The 18,204-nt window shown below is 32.5% G+C and carries 19 protein-coding genes and 1 pseudogene; 2 read left to right on the top strand and 18 right to left on the bottom strand.

Annotated elements, in window-relative coordinates; translation table 11 throughout:
- Positions 1–111: 111 nt before the first annotated feature.
- From AA089_RS05845 to AA089_RS05780, 14 genes are all read right to left on the bottom strand, one after another.
- Positions 112–501, bottom strand: coding sequence for a nuclear transport factor 2-like protein (locus tag AA089_RS05845; RefSeq protein ID WP_046755998.1), 390 nt, complete (start codon positions 499–501; stop codon positions 112–114).
- A 15-nt stretch (positions 502–516) separates the two neighbouring features.
- Complete coding sequence (locus tag AA089_RS05840) at positions 517–735, bottom strand: (4Fe-4S)-binding protein (RefSeq protein WP_046755997.1); 219 nt, start codon at positions 733–735, stop codon at positions 517–519.
- Between the two features lie 5 nt (positions 736–740).
- Entirely contained in the window at positions 741–1,025 is a 285-nt protein-coding gene (locus AA089_RS05835) for a GNAT family N-acetyltransferase (RefSeq protein ID WP_046755996.1), read from the bottom strand.
- On the bottom strand, positions 1,025–1,339 hold the full coding sequence (locus AA089_RS05830) for a hypothetical protein (RefSeq protein WP_046755995.1): 315 nt from the start codon (positions 1,337–1,339) through the stop codon (positions 1,025–1,027). Before AA089_RS05830 ends, AA089_RS05835 begins: the two co-directional genes overlap by 1 nt.
- Entirely contained in the window at positions 1,336–2,664 is a 1,329-nt protein-coding gene (gene nhaA / locus AA089_RS05825) for a Na+/H+ antiporter NhaA (protein WP_046755994.1), read from the bottom strand. Before nhaA ends, AA089_RS05830 begins: the two co-directional genes overlap by 4 nt.
- 8 nt (positions 2,665–2,672) lie before the next feature.
- On the bottom strand, positions 2,673–4,016 hold the full coding sequence (locus tag AA089_RS05820) for an alginate export family protein (protein ID WP_082113211.1): 1,344 nt from the start codon (positions 4,014–4,016) through the stop codon (positions 2,673–2,675).
- A 5-nt stretch (positions 4,017–4,021) separates the two neighbouring features.
- On the bottom strand, positions 4,022–4,471 hold the full coding sequence (locus AA089_RS05815) for a DMT family transporter (protein WP_046756097.1): 450 nt from the start codon (positions 4,469–4,471) through the stop codon (positions 4,022–4,024).
- A gap of 1 nt (position 4,472) precedes the next feature.
- Positions 4,473–4,901, bottom strand: coding sequence for a DoxX family protein (locus AA089_RS05810; RefSeq protein WP_046755992.1), 429 nt, complete (start codon positions 4,899–4,901; stop codon positions 4,473–4,475).
- 2 nt (positions 4,902–4,903) lie between these two features.
- Entirely contained in the window at positions 4,904–5,509 is a 606-nt protein-coding gene (locus AA089_RS05805) for an SCO family protein (protein ID WP_046755991.1), read from the bottom strand.
- Entirely contained in the window at positions 5,502–6,911 is a 1,410-nt protein-coding gene (locus AA089_RS05800) for a tyrosinase family protein (protein ID WP_046755990.1), read from the bottom strand. Before AA089_RS05800 ends, AA089_RS05805 begins: the two co-directional genes overlap by 8 nt.
- A gap of 59 nt (positions 6,912–6,970) precedes the next feature.
- Positions 6,971–7,495 (bottom strand): YceI family protein, encoded by a 525-nt coding sequence (locus AA089_RS05795; RefSeq protein ID WP_173427050.1) that lies wholly within the window; start codon positions 7,493–7,495, stop codon positions 6,971–6,973.
- Positions 7,496–7,500: 5 nt separating this feature from the next.
- Positions 7,501–9,315 carry an amidohydrolase gene (locus AA089_RS05790; protein ID WP_262495011.1) on the bottom strand — a complete coding sequence of 605 codons (1,815 nt, stop codon included), beginning with the start codon at positions 9,313–9,315 and terminating at the stop codon, positions 7,501–7,503.
- Positions 9,316–9,395: 80 nt separating this feature from the next.
- On the bottom strand, positions 9,396–10,085 hold the full coding sequence (locus tag AA089_RS05785; protein ID WP_046755988.1) for a hydrolase: 690 nt from the start codon (positions 10,083–10,085) through the stop codon (positions 9,396–9,398).
- Between the two features lie 58 nt (positions 10,086–10,143).
- A complete protein-coding gene (locus AA089_RS05780; protein WP_046756095.1) occupies positions 10,144–10,863 on the bottom strand; it encodes a pirin family protein in 720 nt (239 codons plus the stop codon).
- A gap of 331 nt (positions 10,864–11,194) precedes the next feature.
- Here AA089_RS05780 and AA089_RS23535 point away from each other — a divergent pair, with 331 nt between their 5' ends.
- Both AA089_RS23535 and AA089_RS25535 read left to right on the top strand, forming a co-directional pair.
- Positions 11,195–13,312 (top strand): sigma 54-interacting transcriptional regulator, encoded by a 2,118-nt coding sequence (locus AA089_RS23535; protein WP_053002216.1) that lies wholly within the window; start codon positions 11,195–11,197, stop codon positions 13,310–13,312.
- 75 nt (positions 13,313–13,387) lie between these two features.
- Positions 13,388–13,498, top strand: a complete 111-nt coding sequence (locus tag AA089_RS25535; RefSeq protein ID WP_241479973.1) for a TMEM175 family protein — start codon at positions 13,388–13,390, stop codon at positions 13,496–13,498.
- Positions 13,499–14,448: 950 nt separating this feature from the next.
- On the opposite strand, the gene AA089_RS05765 is transcribed toward AA089_RS25535, so the two are convergent.
- The 4 genes and pseudogenes from AA089_RS05765 to AA089_RS23530 form a co-directional block, all read right to left on the bottom strand.
- Positions 14,449–14,904, bottom strand: a complete 456-nt coding sequence (locus AA089_RS05765) for an SRPBCC domain-containing protein (protein WP_046755987.1) — start codon at positions 14,902–14,904, stop codon at positions 14,449–14,451.
- A gap of 58 nt (positions 14,905–14,962) precedes the next feature.
- Positions 14,963–15,466 (bottom strand): Crp/Fnr family transcriptional regulator, encoded by a 504-nt coding sequence (locus AA089_RS05760; RefSeq protein WP_206540700.1) that lies wholly within the window; start codon positions 15,464–15,466, stop codon positions 14,963–14,965.
- Positions 15,467–16,532: 1,066 nt separating this feature from the next.
- Positions 16,533–16,710: pseudogene (locus AA089_RS25860) on the bottom strand (IS982 family transposase); the annotation flags it as partial.
- Positions 16,711–16,952: 242 nt separating this feature from the next.
- Positions 16,953–17,903, bottom strand: a complete 951-nt coding sequence (locus AA089_RS23530) for a toll/interleukin-1 receptor domain-containing protein (RefSeq protein ID WP_053002215.1) — start codon at positions 17,901–17,903, stop codon at positions 16,953–16,955.
- Positions 17,904–18,204: the final 301 nt, after the last annotated feature.

Genomic DNA, 18,204 nt, shown 5'->3' with positions numbered 1-18,204 from the left:
TCGTTTCAAAGGTGTCTACATCCAAATGCTTGCAATAATCTTTTGATTTATCCATTACTGTCAATTGGTTATTTTCAAATTAGTCCAAAACTTTGTTATACTGCGGATAAGTTAAGAACTAAAAGCTATATCTGCTATTTCAGGATTACCTTCATAAATTCTTATAAAGTTGATTAGGCCATCTTTAAAACTGTATTGGATAATGCGGTCAAAGTAATATTCTTTTCCATTTTTATTAACATACTCTTCTGCCATAAGCAAAGCTTTATTTTCAGCATTTATCCATTCGTGGGTTTTGGTAAGTTTATAACTGCCTTGAGACAGTTCCATCATTTTACCGAAATTAGCAAAAAATGCTTCCTTACCCTTGTGTATGCCAGCTAAGGCTGTGTTTCCGACCATTTGCAATTTTAACTTATCGTGTAGTATTTCACTTGCACCTTCTGTATCTCCAGAATAGGCTTTATCTAAAAACTCTTGTGCTTTTTTAACGTAATTCATAACTTCCTTTTTTAATTATTTATAATATTCTCGATAGCTCAATGCACCAGAAGGGCAAGCATCAATTTGATTCTTTAATGCGTCTACAGAGGCATTTTCAGGTGTAATCCACGGTTTTGCATTTGGGTCATACACCTGCGGTAATGTTTTAACGCAAACTCCTGCATGTATACATTTTTTAGGTTTCCAAATAACCGTTAGATTATTTTTTTGATATTCTTTAATTATCTCCATAATTTTTAATTTTTTAAAACATCTCCAATATCATCAAGTTTTTTGAACATAGCATTAGCGAAAGGGCATAAAGGCAAAATCTTTATATTATTTTCTCTTGCCATCTCTACAATTTTGTAAAGTAATTTTTTACCTATGCTTTTACCTTTAAATTCTGGTTCAACTTCCGTATGGTCTATAATAATAAGTTCTTCACTAGCTCTGGAATATGTCATAACACCAGCTCTTTTATTATTTTCTCGTACCATAGCAAATCCTTTATTATCTCTTTCTGTTATTGTTATGTCCATTAGTTATTAGGTTTAAATTTTAATTTTTGAATCATTTCTGTAGTCAATGGGTTTGAATAAACGCCATATGCATCAATTAGCAATCCTTTAATTTTAAATTTTTCAGAATATATAGCAAAAAGAATAGAACTATCATCAGCACTTGAGTCTCCTTCAAAGCGGTGCATTTCATCTATTTCAAACTGATCTGTATACATTTTAAAATTCAAAGCTTTACATTCTATACAATTACTTTGAAGATTTAGATCTTGGTCATATCCTTTTCGTTGAAGCGCCTGAACTGCCTCCGTTAAGGTGTCATAATATTTTTTCATAATTTATGTTTTAGTTGTTTGTTTTTAAATATGGCAAACCACGCAAAGCCTAAGAGCGATGCGAGAACAGATGCTGTGATTATTCCAACTTTTGCTATATTCAATAATTGTTCTTCTTCAATAGCTAGTTCTGCAATGAAAAGGGACATTGTAAATCCTATTCCGGCAAAAATCCCAACGCCCGATATACTTTTCCAACTTGAACCTTTTGGCATCTCTGAAATTTTAGTTTTAACCATTAAATAGGAAAATCCTGTAATCCCTATAACTTTTCCCAGAACTAAACCGGCAATAATTCCTAAACTTATTGGGTGCTTTACCATATCAAAGTAATTTCCATCTATTCTTACCCCAGCATTAGCAAGTGCGAAAAGCGGTAAGATAAAATAGTTTACAAGAGGTTTTAGCTTAAAATCTACACGTTGTAAAGGTGTACCAGCATATTTGGTGTTCTTATGTATTTTTGCAAGTATGTTTTCTTGGTTATGGGTTAACAAGCTGTCGGTTCCAGCACAAGATTCGTCAAATTCTCTGACCAATGTTTTAAGTTTACTCTGATATTCTCTCTCTTTTAATTTTCTATTTGCTGGTATAGTAAGCGCTCCAAGAACACCAGCAAGTGTTGCGTGAATTCCTGATAATAATAAAGCAATCCATAAACCTAATACGCCAACCACGATGTAAAACCACATATTTCGTACTCCTAAATAATTAGCGGTAGCCATTATCAATAGATAAATGCCGCCAGCCACTAAACTTTGTACGTCAATAAAAGGTGTGAGAAAAAATGCAATTACTAATATTGCGCCTAGGTCATCTGCGGTGGCGAGTGCTGTAAGAAATACTTTTAATTTATCAGAAACCGCAGTGCCAAGTAAACCTATGAGGCCTAAAGTAAATGCAATATCCGTGGCCATTGGGATTCCCCAAGCATTTTGAGCTTCAGTACCATAATTAAATGCTAGAAAAAGCATCGCTGGTATAAGCATTCCACCTATAGCAGCAACAATGGGTAATGAAGCTTTTTTTAAAGTAGATAATTCACCTTCTAAAAATTCTTTTTTTATCTCAAGTCCAATAGTGAAGAAAAAAATGGACATTAATCCGTCGTTAATCCAAATATGTACTGGCTCTGTAAGCGAAAATCCCTCAATCCCTACTGTAAAATCAGAATTAAAGATATGGTGGTAACTATCATAAAATCTTGAGTTAGCCCAAATCATTGCAATTATTACTACAACTAATAAAAGAAGGCCATTCGCATATGGACGAGCAAATATATTTTGTAAGTAATTATTGAATTTATCAGTTGGTGTAGCTTTCATACGCTCTTTTAAAATTTAATTTCTGTTGTAAATACAAAATGATATAATGTATCACCTTGATTTCTTTGTTTTAAAAAACTTCCAGGAAAAATGATATTTGATTCTAATTCTAGGTTAATAAATTTATTAAGTGCATAACCTGTTATACCGCCTATTTGATTTCCTATAAATCGCTCATTATTAGTAGAAGGGTAATCCAGTAATAAGGCTGGGTTGTAAATACCGTCATTTGTAGAAAAACGCCAGAAGGCCACATAATCTAATTCTAGATTAATTTTACCAATCTTGGTTTGATAATAGGGATGTATATCAATTAAATTAGATGGTCCAAAGCGTGCTACTCTGCCAAAATAAGCGCCTCTAGGATAAAGCGCATCAAAGGTATTTAGAGTGTTATCATTTGTACTTTCATCTCCACTTATAGCTTCGGTTTTGATGCCAATAGTAAATGGATGAGCAGTGTTAAATTGTCTTTCTACATTAAACGATACTGTCCAAGCTATTATATTTTCATTACCAAATGATCCAATTTGATAAACAAATTCATTATTGTATTTGAAACCTTGCCAACTTCCGTAATGTCTCATACCTATTGACGTTCTTTTGTCTTTAGCAGTGCCAGTATTCCAGGTTTTGTTGTATTTTTCTTTATGTAATACATAGAGATCTGTATTCGTTTTGTTTATCCAATTTTGCGTCCAATACAGGGCTAAAAGTGATTCGTCTTTTTCAAAAGTTTCATTATCAAAAACACCTTCTTGCTGTTTTACTGGTAAAGCGTAAAAACCTTTTATTTCAGTTTTTTGATTCTTAAATTGTAGCTGTGCCATATCAAATGATAAACGCACATTAGGGCCTTCACGAACGTCGACTAATCTTCCAGATCCTAAACGCATATTTTGACGACCTACAAGTAGATTCCATTTATCATTAAATTGATATCTAGCAAAGAGTTGATTGATACTTAACTCATCCTTATCAACCGGAGTTATCGCCATTTTACTTGATATAAGACTTGAATTTAATTCTCCGAAAAATTCAAAATTGCGGCCTAACTTTAAATAAGCGTGTAGCATCATACGGTTTAAAAACCAGTAGTCAGTCTGGTCTTGATTCTTGTCAAATTGCTCGTTAATAAATGCTTCTGTTTGGAAACGGTAGCTGCCGCCCAAACTCAAGGATGAATTATTTCCTAGTGATATCGATTTAAGATTTTGATAAAGGTTTTGTGGTTCAGTAATGGATATGCTATCATACTGACGAAGCAATTTAAAATTTAGCGTGTTGGGTTCTGATTGAGCTTTCGCGAAAGCGAAACTAAAAACAAAGCATAACCATAAATACTTCTTCATCTGGATTAGAATTTACGGATCAGCAATACTCCGACAACCAAGAAAGCTACACCAACTAATCGCTGCCAATTAATTTGTTTTACGGGAAGTCCTAGTAAGCCGTAATGGTCTAGAACCAAGGATACTGTCATTTGCCCTGCAACTATAAGAACAAAAGTCAATGCTGTTCCTAATTTTGGCGCGAGTATAATTACAGCAGCGACATAAAAGGCTCCTAGCAAGCCTGCAATCCAAACTACTGGTGATACTGTTTTAACTTGTGTAATAGATGAAAAGTCAAATTTGAGTACGATTAAGTACATCAACAAGCCTATTGTACCTACTAAAAAAGAGGCAAAAGCAGCAAAAATAGGTTGATGTACCGATTTCCCTAATTGTACGTTAAGACCAGCTTGCAATGGTAAAACTGCACCTGCGACAATTGCAAGAATTATAAAGAATATTTGTGTTCTCATTTTATGAATTTTTGAAAAATTTAAAATCAAGTGAGTATTTTCCTGCTCCTAAGAAAAAAATGAGCAGATAGGCAAGTGAATACATTAATGGAATATCCCTAACTGCCCAAGGATCTGAACCGTGTACAACAAAAAATCCCATAAGCGTAACTCCTAAAATTGGTAAAATAGCCACCCTAGTTCCAAGACCAAAAATGATGAATATAGGACCAACGATGTTAGCTATTATTGCGATAATCGTGCTTACATAACCTCCCATGCCAAAAGGATCTGGAATATGGGAGACAGTTTCTGGAAAGTTTAAAATTTTCTTCAGACCGTGTGTGTTAATCATTGATAATGAGACTAAAACTCTAAAAAGTAATATACTTGTGTCTGATGATAAGAACTCCGGATGCGGGCTTAAAATTTTTCTGATTATCGCTTTCATAATTATTCTTTTAATAAAGTTAAAATATCCTTGATAAGCCTTTTAGTATCCATTTCCTCAAGACCATTGTAATATCCTCGTATTCTCTGGCTACCATCAACAAGAACAAACGTACCATCGTGAATAAGATTTTTCCCCAAATCATTACTATCATCAAACGCCCTAACCTTGTAGTCTTTTGATAGTTCAAAAATGGTCTCACTGTTTCCTGTTAGAAATGTCCATTTATTATTGTCTATATCGTAGTTCTTAGCATAGCGCTTTAGTTGTTCTGGGGTATCATTCTTTGGATCTATACTATATGAAATAATAGCTACTCTATCTTCTTTCATGAAAACCTTTTCCACTAATTTTAGGTGATTTGTCATTTGAGGACAAATAGTGGGACAGCTTGTAAAAAAGAAATCTACCACGTGAATTTTGTCTTTAAAATCAGCCTCGGTCACGGATGAACTCAACTGATTTGTCAAATTAAAACTAGGAGCTTTATAATGTAGCACTTCGCCAGTTTCATTGTCAGTAGTTGTTTGACCTAGAATTGGTAATCGCTCATTTTTACAGGAAATGGCCGAAAGGATTATGACTAAAAATGCAGTAAGCTTATTCATTTTCGTAGTGTGTTACTAAGGAGATATTTTCCAGCTTCAAAATCTCATTAGGAATATTTCTATTAGGTAACGGTACTGGCTGAAATATAACTTGGATATCCTTTTTTGCATCTATGGCTTCTGCGATTTCTTTTTCAATTTCAATCTGCAAGTGAACACCATTTTGTAACAATACTGTATCTAAATCTAGAATGGGAAGTATGGTAAATGTACCAGTGTATTTGCTTTGCTTAACACCATCTTTATCATATTCAAAATAGACTCTTGCACAGTAGGGTTGATAAGGCAACTGTGCTCTTTCAAAGTGTAAAATAACGTGTGTACGTTCTTTATTTACAAACTCCTTATAGATAGCATCTGTATCTGATGTTTTTAAATTTAATGCTGCTATACAATCCTGCTTTGTTTCATCTCTTTTCGGCTTATCTACTTCTAAAAAAGGATTGCAATACGTAGGGTTTAAATCTAGATCTGCAAAACGATATCCCAGATCTTCTGAATTTAATAATTCTTTAATTTTAAATTCTACAGGCCTTCCGTTACCATCTGTAGCATATAATTTTTTCTCTAGCCACTCTTCATCATTGGGTAATTTATTATCTGGACTATATGCTCTCCACGCATCCCAGATACGATCACAATTGCCGTGGTGTCCATAAAAAATAGGTTCAAAAGCAGATTCTGTAAAAGTTGCCATTTGACCTCCAATCCAGTTATGGATGTTATTGTGGAAGGATTGCTCTGCCAATCCATCTAACTGTGAGTCTCCGCGTTTTTTTATAGCTGGATACCCTCCAAAAGTTTTGTATTCTGATGCTCTAAAACCAGCACCTACGTTAATAAAATCTTTGGGAATTTCATCTTTGGGACCTACCATCCTAGTTACATTAAATAGAGGATTACTTTCATTTCCCCAATAGTGTTCTGGTATAAAGTTGGATTTAGTCCAATCCCAATAGTGTAGTGCGAGTTGAGGCTCATTTACTGCCTTTTGTAGTTTTTGTTCCATTGACCAAAGGTATAGTCTGTGCCAAGGCCAAACGTACCAATTATAATGTACTTGGTTTGAATAGATACTTGTGGCACAAAAGGTTGCGTGAAGCATTCCATGAGCCGTAAAACCCATCGGGTCTAATGGGGAAATATCTGAGCGTTTCTTTAGAATACCTATTGCATCTTTGAAAAGTTGAATTTCTGGATCATTTACTGGAATATCTGCAATATTTTTTCGAGTTACAATCGATGAGTTTAGATTGCTCGTAGGTATAACCTTAATTGATTCTCCAGTATCTTTGCAGCCTATTAAAGTGGATGAGATAAGAGGTAAACTGGTTAGACCTAAAGTGGTTAATGCTGCCTTTTGCAAAAAGTCTCTTCTTGATGTGTTTTTATTATTTTTCATCGGTTAGAATTAAAGAAGACAGTCATTTTTAAATGATAGTCTATAGTTTTAATTAAAAGTTACTCTTTAATAAATTGTAGATCTAAAGCTAGGTTGATAGTATCACTAACAACGATATTACCAGCCTCAGTCACTGCATTCCAGGTCAAGCCAAAATCTTTACGATTTATTTTCCCTGTAATTTCAAATCCTGCTTTCGTTTGTCCATATGGATCAATGACTACACCATTAAAATCTGTATTCAATGCAATCTCTTTGCTAACATTTTTAATGGTTAAGTCTCCAATTATTTTATCGCCATCAAACGAGGTTGACTTAAAAATCATTTCTGGGTATTCATCAGCATTGAAAAAGTCTTCTGACTTCAAATGTGTATCTCTATCATTATTTTTAGTATTTATAGAATTAACTTTTGCAATAAAGTCAAATTGTGCATTTTTAAAGTCATCGTTTTCTGTTTCAACGGATGCTTCAAACGCTTCAAATGCTCCTTTTACCTTAGAAATCATCATATGTTTTACTTTGAAGCCTATTTCTGAGTGAGCGGCATCTATATTCCATTTTGTTTTCACAGCTGTTTCCATTTTCTTTATTTTAATTTGTTATTAAATTGATTATACTTTTGATAACCTCCATAATATTTTACTGGTGACCAATCTGGCGTTACTTGTGGCAAAGGTGGATTCATTTTTTCATAATCATCTGATCCGTAAACAACGTTACCACCAACTACAGTTAATACCGATTCTAATGAATTAATTTGTTTTTCTGGTATAGTAAAGTAATCTTCAGACAGGATTGCAAAGTCTGCATACATACCGTTTTCCAAGGTTCCTTTTACATCTTCCTCTTTAGAAACCCAAGCACTACCTTTTGTGTATAGATGCAACGCTTCTTCTCTTGTAAGTCTAGCAGAAGATTCTGTAAGTTGAAAATCACCAACTGTCTTACCTGTTACCATCCAATATAAAGCTGGCCAAGGATTGTAACTTGCAACGCGAGTTCCATCTGTCCCTGCTCCGACAGGTATTCCTTCGGCCATCATTTTTTTAATAGGTGGCGCGTGTTTTGCTTTATCTGCACCATAGCGTTCTACAAAAAACTCTCCTGCATACGCCATTCTAGCTTGCACCGCAATACCACCATTCAAATTTTTGATACGTTTAAGGTCTTCTTCCTTTACCGTTTCGGCGTGGTCAAACATCCAACGATTAGCAGTAAGTTTTCCATTAGTCTCTTTATTCACTTCTTCGATAACTTCGAGCATATTACTAATAGTCTCTCCGTAGGTTGCGTGAATTCTAAAAGGCCATCCATTTTCAGCGTGTAAGGTTAGAATCTTTTTTAAATCCTGACGCCAGGTCGGTCTATCTTTTAAGAGTGGTTGAGGTGCCAAAAAGTTTTCAAAATCACCAGCACTCCAAGCTAAGAATTCGCCTCCACCTTCTAATTCATATCCATGGTCTAAATGAATTTCTCCATTATGTCCAACATTATTATTAGACATCCATTCTTGAAACTCTTCATATTCTTTCCCTTTATTTTGAGGGAAGAGATAGTAGGACAATCTAATAGGCATTTCTCCTTCTTCTGCAAGTACTTTAGTACCTATGTAGTCTTTAGGGAATTTATGACCACCTCCACCAGCGTCAATACCACTTGTGATACCAAAACTGTTTAATTCTCTGTAGAAATGTTTTGTTCCATTTACCATTGCTTCTTGAGATAACGGTGGTAAGGCGCCAATACGAGCATACAAGATGCTAGGATTTGGTTCAGCTAGCAATACACCTGTTAACTTTCCATTACTGTCTTTTTCAAAAGTGCTTCCTTCAGGTGCTTTCGTATTTTCGTCAATTTTAAGAGCATCTAAGCCTGCTTGATTTAACCAAGCTCTACTGTACAAAAACAATACATAAGTAGGTACATCTCCCGTAGCTTCATTTATTTCTTCTGGTGTAGGAAATCTTTTTTCTTCAAACTGGAATGGACTCCATCCGCCTATAACTCTAACCCATTGCCCATCTGGTGTGCGCTCTGCCTGTTCTTTAAGCATTTCCAATGCACGCTTCAATGTTCTTACACCATCCCATCTTAATTCAGCATTGAAGAATCGGCCACCTCTAGTTAAGTGCAAGTGTGAATCATTCAAACCTGGGATAATCGTTTTCCCTTTAGCATTTATAGACTTTGTATTCTCACCTTTAAGTTTTAAAATCTCTTCGCTTGTACCTGTCCTTAATATTTTACCATCTTTAACAGCTATAGCTTGAGCAATAGTTCTGTTATCATCCATAACAGCAACCTTTGCATTGGTAACTATTAAATCAGCGGTGTTTTGTGACTGGGCTGTATCTGATTTCGTTTTTTCCTCTTTACAAGCAAAAACCACAACAGCCAGCATTAGCGTTATAAATAATTTTTTCATCTTGATTAGTTTTAAAAAAACTCTACTTATGTAAGTAGAGCGTTCAATTAATATTATTAATGCTTCAACATTTTTCTAGCATACTGAATACCAATTCCATATCCGCCTCCGAAACGCATTGCTAATTGGTTTACAGCTTCATAAGTTTCACCTCTAGCCCAATCACGTTGTAACTCAAGTAAGTATTGTAAAGATGTGATTGGTTTAGCACCAGCTTGTACCATTCTTTCTATAGCCATATCGTGAGCTTCTTGAGAAATATCTCCAGAAGCATCCGTAATTATATACACTTCATAACCATCATCAATGGCAGACAGTGTAGGACCTACAATACAAACGCTTGTCCATAATCCAGCCATTACGATCTTCTTTTTCTTTTTACTTGTGATAGCGTTAAATGCATTTTCATCTTCCCAAGTGTTCATAGTTGTTCTATCAATGTATTCCTTTTGATTAGGGAAGAACTCGATAATTTCAGGAAACACAGGGCCGCTAAATGATTCTTCAGCAACTGTAGTTACAACTGTTGGTATATTAAAAATTTTCGATGCACCAGAAATTAATCCTACATTATTACGAAGTTGAACAGGGTCTATACTATTTACGGCAAAAGCCATCTGACCTTCGTGATCAATTAGAAGTAATGAATGATTTGTTGGGTTTAATAATTCTGCGCTTGGTTTTTGTGCAAGTGCACTTGTAGTAATTGCTAGTAGTAATACGAATGTTAATTTAATTGCTTTCATTGTGTTTTGATTTGTGTCTTTATTGACGTTGTATTTAATTTTGATTTATATTTATTTATTAATTCAATGACATTGGAACTTCCATCAATAAAATTTCCGTGTCGTTATCTGCTTCAATGTTTAGAGTTTCTACATCCCAGATCCCAAACCCATCTCTTTGATTTAGTGGTTGGCCATTGATTGTTGCATCTCCTTTCAAAACAAAAACATAAACACCATTATTTTTTGTGTCATTCAAATTATATTGAACTTCTTTACCTTTATCAAGACTGGTCATATTGAACCAGGCATTTTGATGTACCCAGACTCCCGCATCATCTGCATTAGGTGATAATATTTGCTGAATTTTGTTTTTACGATCTTCCTGATTTAATGTAATTTGATCATATCGAGGTTCCACGCTTTGTTTATTTGGAATGATCCATATTTGAAGAAATTTTACATGTGCATCTGGATTGTTATTATACTCAGAATGCATAACACCTGTTCCTGCACTCATTACTTGAATATCACCAGATCTAATGATTGTTTTATTTCCCATATTATCCTCGTGTTTCAAATCTCCTTCAAGCGGAATTGAAACAATCTCCATATCCTTATGAGGATGAGTGCCAAAACCTTTACTTTCTGAAACTGTGTCATCATTGAGTACTCTAAGTACACCAAAATTCATACGCTCAGGGTTATAGTAATTGGCAAAACTAAACGTGTGTTTTGAATGCAACCATCCGTGATTTGCATCGCCTCTTGTGTCTGCTTTGTGAAGTATAGTATTCATAGTTTTTATTTCTTTATTAGGTAAATGATTATACCCTATATTAGTATTAAAAGATGTGTTGGTGCTTTTTCTAATCTCTGCTTTCGCGAAAGCGGAAACTCCTAATAGTGTAAATACACTACCTGTAAAAGCCGTTTTTAAAAAATTATTACGTTTCATCTTTGTTGTATTATTTGTCACAATACAAAAAGCTAAACTTGTGCCAAACTCGTAACTTATTTATAGTCAGATGTTTAAATGGATTTAATTTTTTTAAAAGCATCTTGTTTTTAAGAATTTTCTGTTATATGAGAAAAATTATAGTATTTTTAACATTTATATAATTAATATTATGACAGACATAAAAGAAATAGGATTTGTAAAAGAATGGTTGGTTGATGCGCTACCTTATGAAGTATTATGGGCCAATGAGGATGGTAGTATATTCTATGGTAATTCTAAACTATGTGACCGTCTTAGTTATAAAAAGGATGAGATAACCAAACTCACCATATTTGATATTAACACAACAGTAACAGCTGAAAGTTGGCGAAAACATTGGGTTTTTTTAAAAAAATATAAATCGCAAAACTTCAAAGCTGTTCATAAGGATAAGAATGGAAAGTTTTATGATGTAGAGGTTTTTGCTCAATTTTTCTCAAATGATAGAAAAGAAATGATTTGTTCAATTATAAACGATATTACTTCATCTAGTTTCTATCAAAATCTAGTAAGCAATGTGGAGTCCATTGCTCAAGTAGGTGGATGGAAACTTAATCTTCAGGACGGTTCTTTGATAGTAACAGAACAATTATATGAGATTTTTGGAGATAAAAATAATTCAAGTTTTCAACCGGGTAAAGTAATTCACTTCTTCGAGGAACCTGAAAAACTTAAAAAATTCATTCTGGGAGTAATGAGAAAAGGACAACCTTTCGATGAAGTTTTAAGTACAAACACAAAAGAGAAAAAATATATTAGAGCTGTTGCTAAGCCCATTTATAAAGGTGACAAAATAATTAAAGTCTTGGGGATTTATCAGGACATTACCGATCAAAAAGAAAAAGAACTTGAACTCGTATTTTTCAAGGATATTATAGATAATGCTCAAGACCTAGTTTACGTTTATAATAGAGCAGGAAAGATTTTACATTATAGTGACTCTGTATCGAAGGAGTTAGGATTTTCTAAAAACTCTCTAGATGGATTTTACATATATGACTTAGACGAAAATATTACGGAAGAATGGTGGAGTGGTCACTTTGATGAATTAAAAGAAAAAGGTTCTTTACGAATGGAATGGTTAATTACTAGAAAGGATGGGACTAAATTTCCTGCAGATATTTTAGCGAATCATTTAGTATTTAATGGAGAGGATATAAATTGTGCAATAGTTCGAAATATAACTGATCGTAAGAACAGAGATTTAAAACTTTTTACAGCTCTTGAAGAGATTAAATCCTTAAAAAATAGACTAGAAATCGAAAATGAATATTTACAAGAGGAGATTAATGTTAATCTCAATGCAGATAATATTATTTGCCAAAGTGATATTTATGCTAAAGTTCTTGAGCAAGTAACACTAGTTGCTCCTACCGATACTACAGTGTTAATTACCGGTGAGTCTGGAACTGGAAAGGAACTTCTGGCAGCAGCTGTACACGGTAATAGTTTACGTAAGAGCAGACCTTTAATTAAAGTGAATTGCGCTACGTTGCCAAAAGATTTATTTGAAAGCGAATTATTTGGACATAAAAAAGGTGCATTTACAGGTGCTGTAGCAGACAAAATTGGAAAATTTACGCTTGCAGACGGAGGAACTATCTTTTTAGATGAAATTGGTGAAATGCCAATAGAACTACAATCTAAACTCCTGCGCGTTCTTCAAGAGGGAGAATATGACGAATTAGGTGGTTCTAAAACTATCAGTGTAGATGTAAGAGTAATAGCCGCTACTAATAGAAGTCTGGAAGAGATGATAATGGAAGGTACTTTTAGACAAGATTTGTATTATAGACTCAATGTTTTCCCTATTTACAATATACCCTTGCGAGAACGTAAGGAGGATATACCATTGTTAGCTCAATTTTTTCTAGAAAAGTTTTCGACAAAGGCAGGAAAGGCTTTTAAAAGATTATCTAAAAAAACTATTGAAACATTGATGGCTTACAATTTTCCTGGTAATATCCGTGAATTAGAAAATCTTATTGAGCGTGCAGTAATTATAGAAAGCGGAACTATTTTAAACCAAGGAAGCTGGTTGCCATCAACTTCAAAAGTCATCCAAACAAGCGATTTACTCACTTTTGAGGAAGCACAGAAACAGCATATTATAAATACTTTAAAATTTACAAATGGTAAGGTAAGTGGTGTTAATGGGGCGTCTAATATCTTGGATATGAATGCAAAAACTTTATTTGCCAAAATGAAAAAATTAGGCATAGAGAAAGAAACAATATTTAAGACATAAAGAAAATAAGGCATTAAGGAAACAAATAGATTAGAAGCATTTAGTGATGGTGTTTTCGCAATATTAATTACCATAATGGTTTTAGAATTCAAAGAACCTGAAGAGGCCACTCTAGATTCACTATTAAAATTAACTCCAGTTTTTATTAGCTATCTAATTAGTTTTATTTATTTGGAAATTTATTAGAATAACCATCATCATTTATTTCAAATTACAAAAAAACTAATGGAAAAACCTTACGGGCAAACCTCCACTCATTATTTTGGCTATCCCTTATTCTTTTCACAAAAGCTTGGGTTGGAAAGTTTTTTAATAAACAATTACCTATTGCTACATATGGCTTCGTATTATTGATGAGTGCAATAGTATATAATATCTTGTTACGTCAAATTTTAGGTAATTACAATAAGGATTTTGAGCTTATAGTAATTGTCGGAATGGACTACAAGGATAAAATTTCAATTTTTATGTATGCTTTAGGTATAGTCTTATCATTTGTTAATACCTATTTGAAAATCCAAGCTTATATAACTGTTGCAATTATGTGGTTTATACCAGAGCGAAAAATTGAGAAATTCACGCATGTACTTCCCTAAATAATCACATTGATCTGTAGTTGTTTAAAAACTATGTTGGTAATCGGTAGTGACCATTAATTTTTCTTTCATTAATGATCAAAGCGGTATATCTTAAATATAAATCATAATAATAGTTAATATTACCGATGAGTTGTCCTATAAGTCGATGATCACTGCAACAGACATAATGTTTCAATAACATCAGCAAAATTCGACCTCTTGGACTACAGGACATTTTAGCTCCTTTAGAAGATTCGTTAAGGTCAAAATGTCTAATCAAATCCAATCACGGAAAGCTGTATAAATCTCACTAAGATCACTCTCTAAAAATCAAACATAATATGCATTGAAATTTTCAACAGAAAATAAAAAGGAAAATTTGTGTTGAAACTCACTAATTCTATTTATTTTTCATCAAGAGAAAAAAGAAAACCCCATTTTCGAACCATATCAGTCATTATCGGGATCTTATTTTTCTATAATTTACGAAAAAATATCAGTATTTACAAGGGACTACCTAGTTTCTGAAAGCACTATGTTAAGATTGCTTTTTTTTAATTATAGAGTTGTGCATCGATTACCTTGGTTATGCTTAGTATTTTCCACACGTAGTTTCAATTCCCTATTCATTCGCTCAAATCCATTTTTGGTATCCTTGTCTAAGCTCTTGGAGAATAATTTAACTAAAATTCCGCTAAAATTTTCGCTCTGCTCGAAATTGGTCGTTCCGTTTCCGTTGTCAATGAGTTTAAATTTATGTTCTCCGTCAAAAAGACCTTTGAACCAAAGATGACCAAGCCATTTTAATTCCGTGTTTTCATTCAAGGTCAATATGAGTGGTTTAAATGTCATTCCTTGTAATTTTATTTCAATTTTGTTTCCAACTTTTACATCTCCAGAAATCGATTTAATAAATGAATTCCATTCAGGATAATTCTTAAAGTCCAATAATATTTCCCAGACCAATTCTTTATTTGCGTTAATCGTAATCGATGTTTTAATTTGCTTTGTCATATTGTTTAATTTATTAGACAAAGTTCGTTTTAATTTGAGTTCTTGCTCTTGATAAAAATCAAGAAATCTTTTTGTTTCTTATTCTGCTAAAAGTTTCGGGTGACATTCCAAGCATTGATGCGAGATATTGCAAAGGAACTTGATTAAAAATTTCTTTATTATTCTCAAAAAGGTTGTCGTAACGTTCTTCAGCACTAAGGGATAAATGGTTGAAAACTCTATCCTCTAATTGAACAAAGCAACCTGCAATGAATTGCTTTTCCATTTCGGGCCAATTAGGAACTAAATTGTTTAGAAGTGCGTAATTATCTTTATCAATTGTATAAAGTTCACAATCTGTTAATGCTTGAATATTCCATTTTGCTCTCTGTTTGAATGTAAAACTGTATAAATCCGTTATAAAATAACCTTGGGTGGAAATCCATTGAGTTATCTCTTTATCATTAGTGTATGCAAAAACTCGAATTAAACCATTTCTTAAAAAACTCAGCTTTTCGCAAAATTGACCAGTTTTTGTAAAATATTCTCCTTTCTTGAGTTCTGTTTCTTTAAATAATGACATGATTTTGTCCATATTCTGGTTTGTAATTCCAAAGTAGGAAGTAATATATCTCTGTAATTCTGTCAATTTCCTAAATATTTTTTATATTAATCACAACGTTTTATGAATGTAACGTATAGGGCATCATTATATACAAAAGTTGAGGATTATTACTGAGCTAAATCTGCGATTTGATATTGTTTGTAAATATAGATGAACTTTTCGTATCTCACTTGCTAATTATGTATTTCATACATTTTGTGCCTATTGCGTAAATCTAATATACTTATAAATTCTGTATATAGAATAACATAAAGCAAGAAAGTATAACTAACACTTTTTTTTACATCATTTCGATTAAGTGATCACGTTCCTAAACAGAACTTTTATTGTCGTTTATCTTCTGAGTCAGAATTAGAATTTTATGTAAACTTATTATAGAATACAATGGAAGTAGTGAAAAAAAAACATTGATCCATAGTTTATTCAAACTCTGTATAGTTGGTTATTCATTATCGCATGCCCTTGTTAGATATACTGTATTTTTTGTCTATGATATTGATGAATAGCTTCTTTGGCATAGTACAATTAGTAGAATGCGCCAGCATGTTTACTGAATCAATATTTGAAGAAGTCTTTAGATGTATTTTCAATCTTTGTGAATATAAAGGTATGATGAGCGGTCACACACAAGCAGTGGATTATGCTTACATTAAGATTAATACCTGTATAAATAATCTAAAGTTACTTAGGAAGAATTAGAATTACAATTATCTAAAATATGCGTACAAATTTATCGAGATTGTCAAGTTGAAAAAAATAAATGTGAAAGCAACGGAAAATCATCACTAAAGCATAGGAAATCAATGCGATTCAATTTAGGAGTAATAAATAGCAAATGAACGAGGTAAGCGCTCAGGCGCAGGTAATCAAGGTAGTCATCACACCATTAACAAAATACATAACAGCCCTACCAATACTGATATTCCTATTAGTGTCAAACTGCGCAACGTAAGGAAACTAAACTATATGGTCAACTTAATGTTGTTACCACTCATCATTTCATTAATGTGATTTCGATATAGCTTTATAATATTAGTAATTGTATAGTATTTGCAAAGTTATTTCTTAGCAATGGTTCTTATCTTTAAAATTATAAGCAATTAAAGCTGAAAATATGTTGTTAAAATAGTTTCAATAAAAGCTCTTTCTCTAAGATAATATGCATCACTCATTGGTGTTAGTAATTTAGTTTTCATACCCTTGCTGCCTTTATAAAACTCAAATAGAAATTCGGGATTTAAGCCCATTATTATGGAGTTGAGTCCATTTTTTAATCTGTAAATTCAAAGTTATGAAAACCAATTTAAATTTTGTTGGTATAGATATTAGTAAATCTGTATTAGATATTTGTATATTAAAATCTACCCCTGTATATTTTACAATAGAAAATAATAAAAAATCAATCTTTTTATCAAAATAGAATGATTTAATCATAGAAATCAGGTTAATTAAGAAAATCTGCAAAATAAGGCTTAGGGAAAAATACCCATCTATCGTTTATATAGCAAAAAACACTAAATCTGATTCCTCTTTCGGTATATTTATTCTCTAAAAATTCAATAGAATAAAAATCAACACTATTATTAAGTATAAATTTTTCAGCGATCATTTTCATACCCCCTGGTAATTTTATGCTATTGTCATTTAAGATTTCAAATAGCCGTGCTTTATTTAATCTATAATGTTTACGTTCAGGATACATTGGTTTCATATAGTGAGTTAACATAACTTCAAAACCTTTACAGTAATAATCAAAATATTTTCTGAAATATTCGTTTGAAAAAGCAATCTTACAATCAATTAAGGTAGGATGCGCCTGTAATAATAGACTATTCATATTTACGTTTGCGCCTAAAAACTTACTAAAATATTCTTTTGCACGTTTTTCTATGTAATCATCTTTTGTATGAATATTGGAGATTTCTTGGCTTAAAAAGTCTAAAAATTCTTTTTTTGCTTTACTCCATCGGGCTATAATTCTTTGAAGATTATATTTTTCTGTGATTTCTTGGAATAATTCATCTAAAGAATAGCTATTATCTAGTTTAGCCACTTGTTTAACGCTGTATAGTGTCCCAAGGGAATCAAATCCTATATTCGGAAAAATAAATGGCTTCACAATCACGCTGTCTTGTGCCCAAGAAGCCCCCATTTCATTTAAACAAATATCACTTTCCTTATATTCATTAGAAATAAATAAAAAAGAATAATCAGACTTTAATAGAGTTTCTTTAATATGTTCTCTAAAATCTAACCCTGTTGTAATGCCCAAACCTTCTACAGAAGAACAAAATATTTCTTTTTCATTTATTCCACAACCTAAAATTAAAATTTTGTCAACAAAAAAATCTACTACCTTTTTATTTTTCGAAGAATGACTTATAAAAATTTTCAAATTTATAATTTTTTAAATTCTTTGATAAATATAGGTAATCACTTCCTTTTATAGAAAATAAAATCTACTTCATTTTATCAAATTAAAACTATATTTTTCTGTTTTTTAGTAGTATGTCTAGATATGAAACCTAAAGATGTTTGTAAATTTTTCAATTATATATGTACCTTTTGAATTATTGTTTACTAAGGATATTTATAAACTATAACTAATTTCTATGAACAGCTAGCGTACAAGCTAACAACAGTCAAAATATACTTAACTAATACCTACGAATTTCTATGAATTGTAAATTTTATAA

This window comes from Kordia jejudonensis, assembly GCF_001005315.1.
Classification (GTDB): Bacteria; Bacteroidota; Bacteroidia; order Flavobacteriales; family Flavobacteriaceae; genus Kordia; species Kordia jejudonensis.
This window is presented reverse-complemented; position numbering and strand designations above follow the sequence as displayed.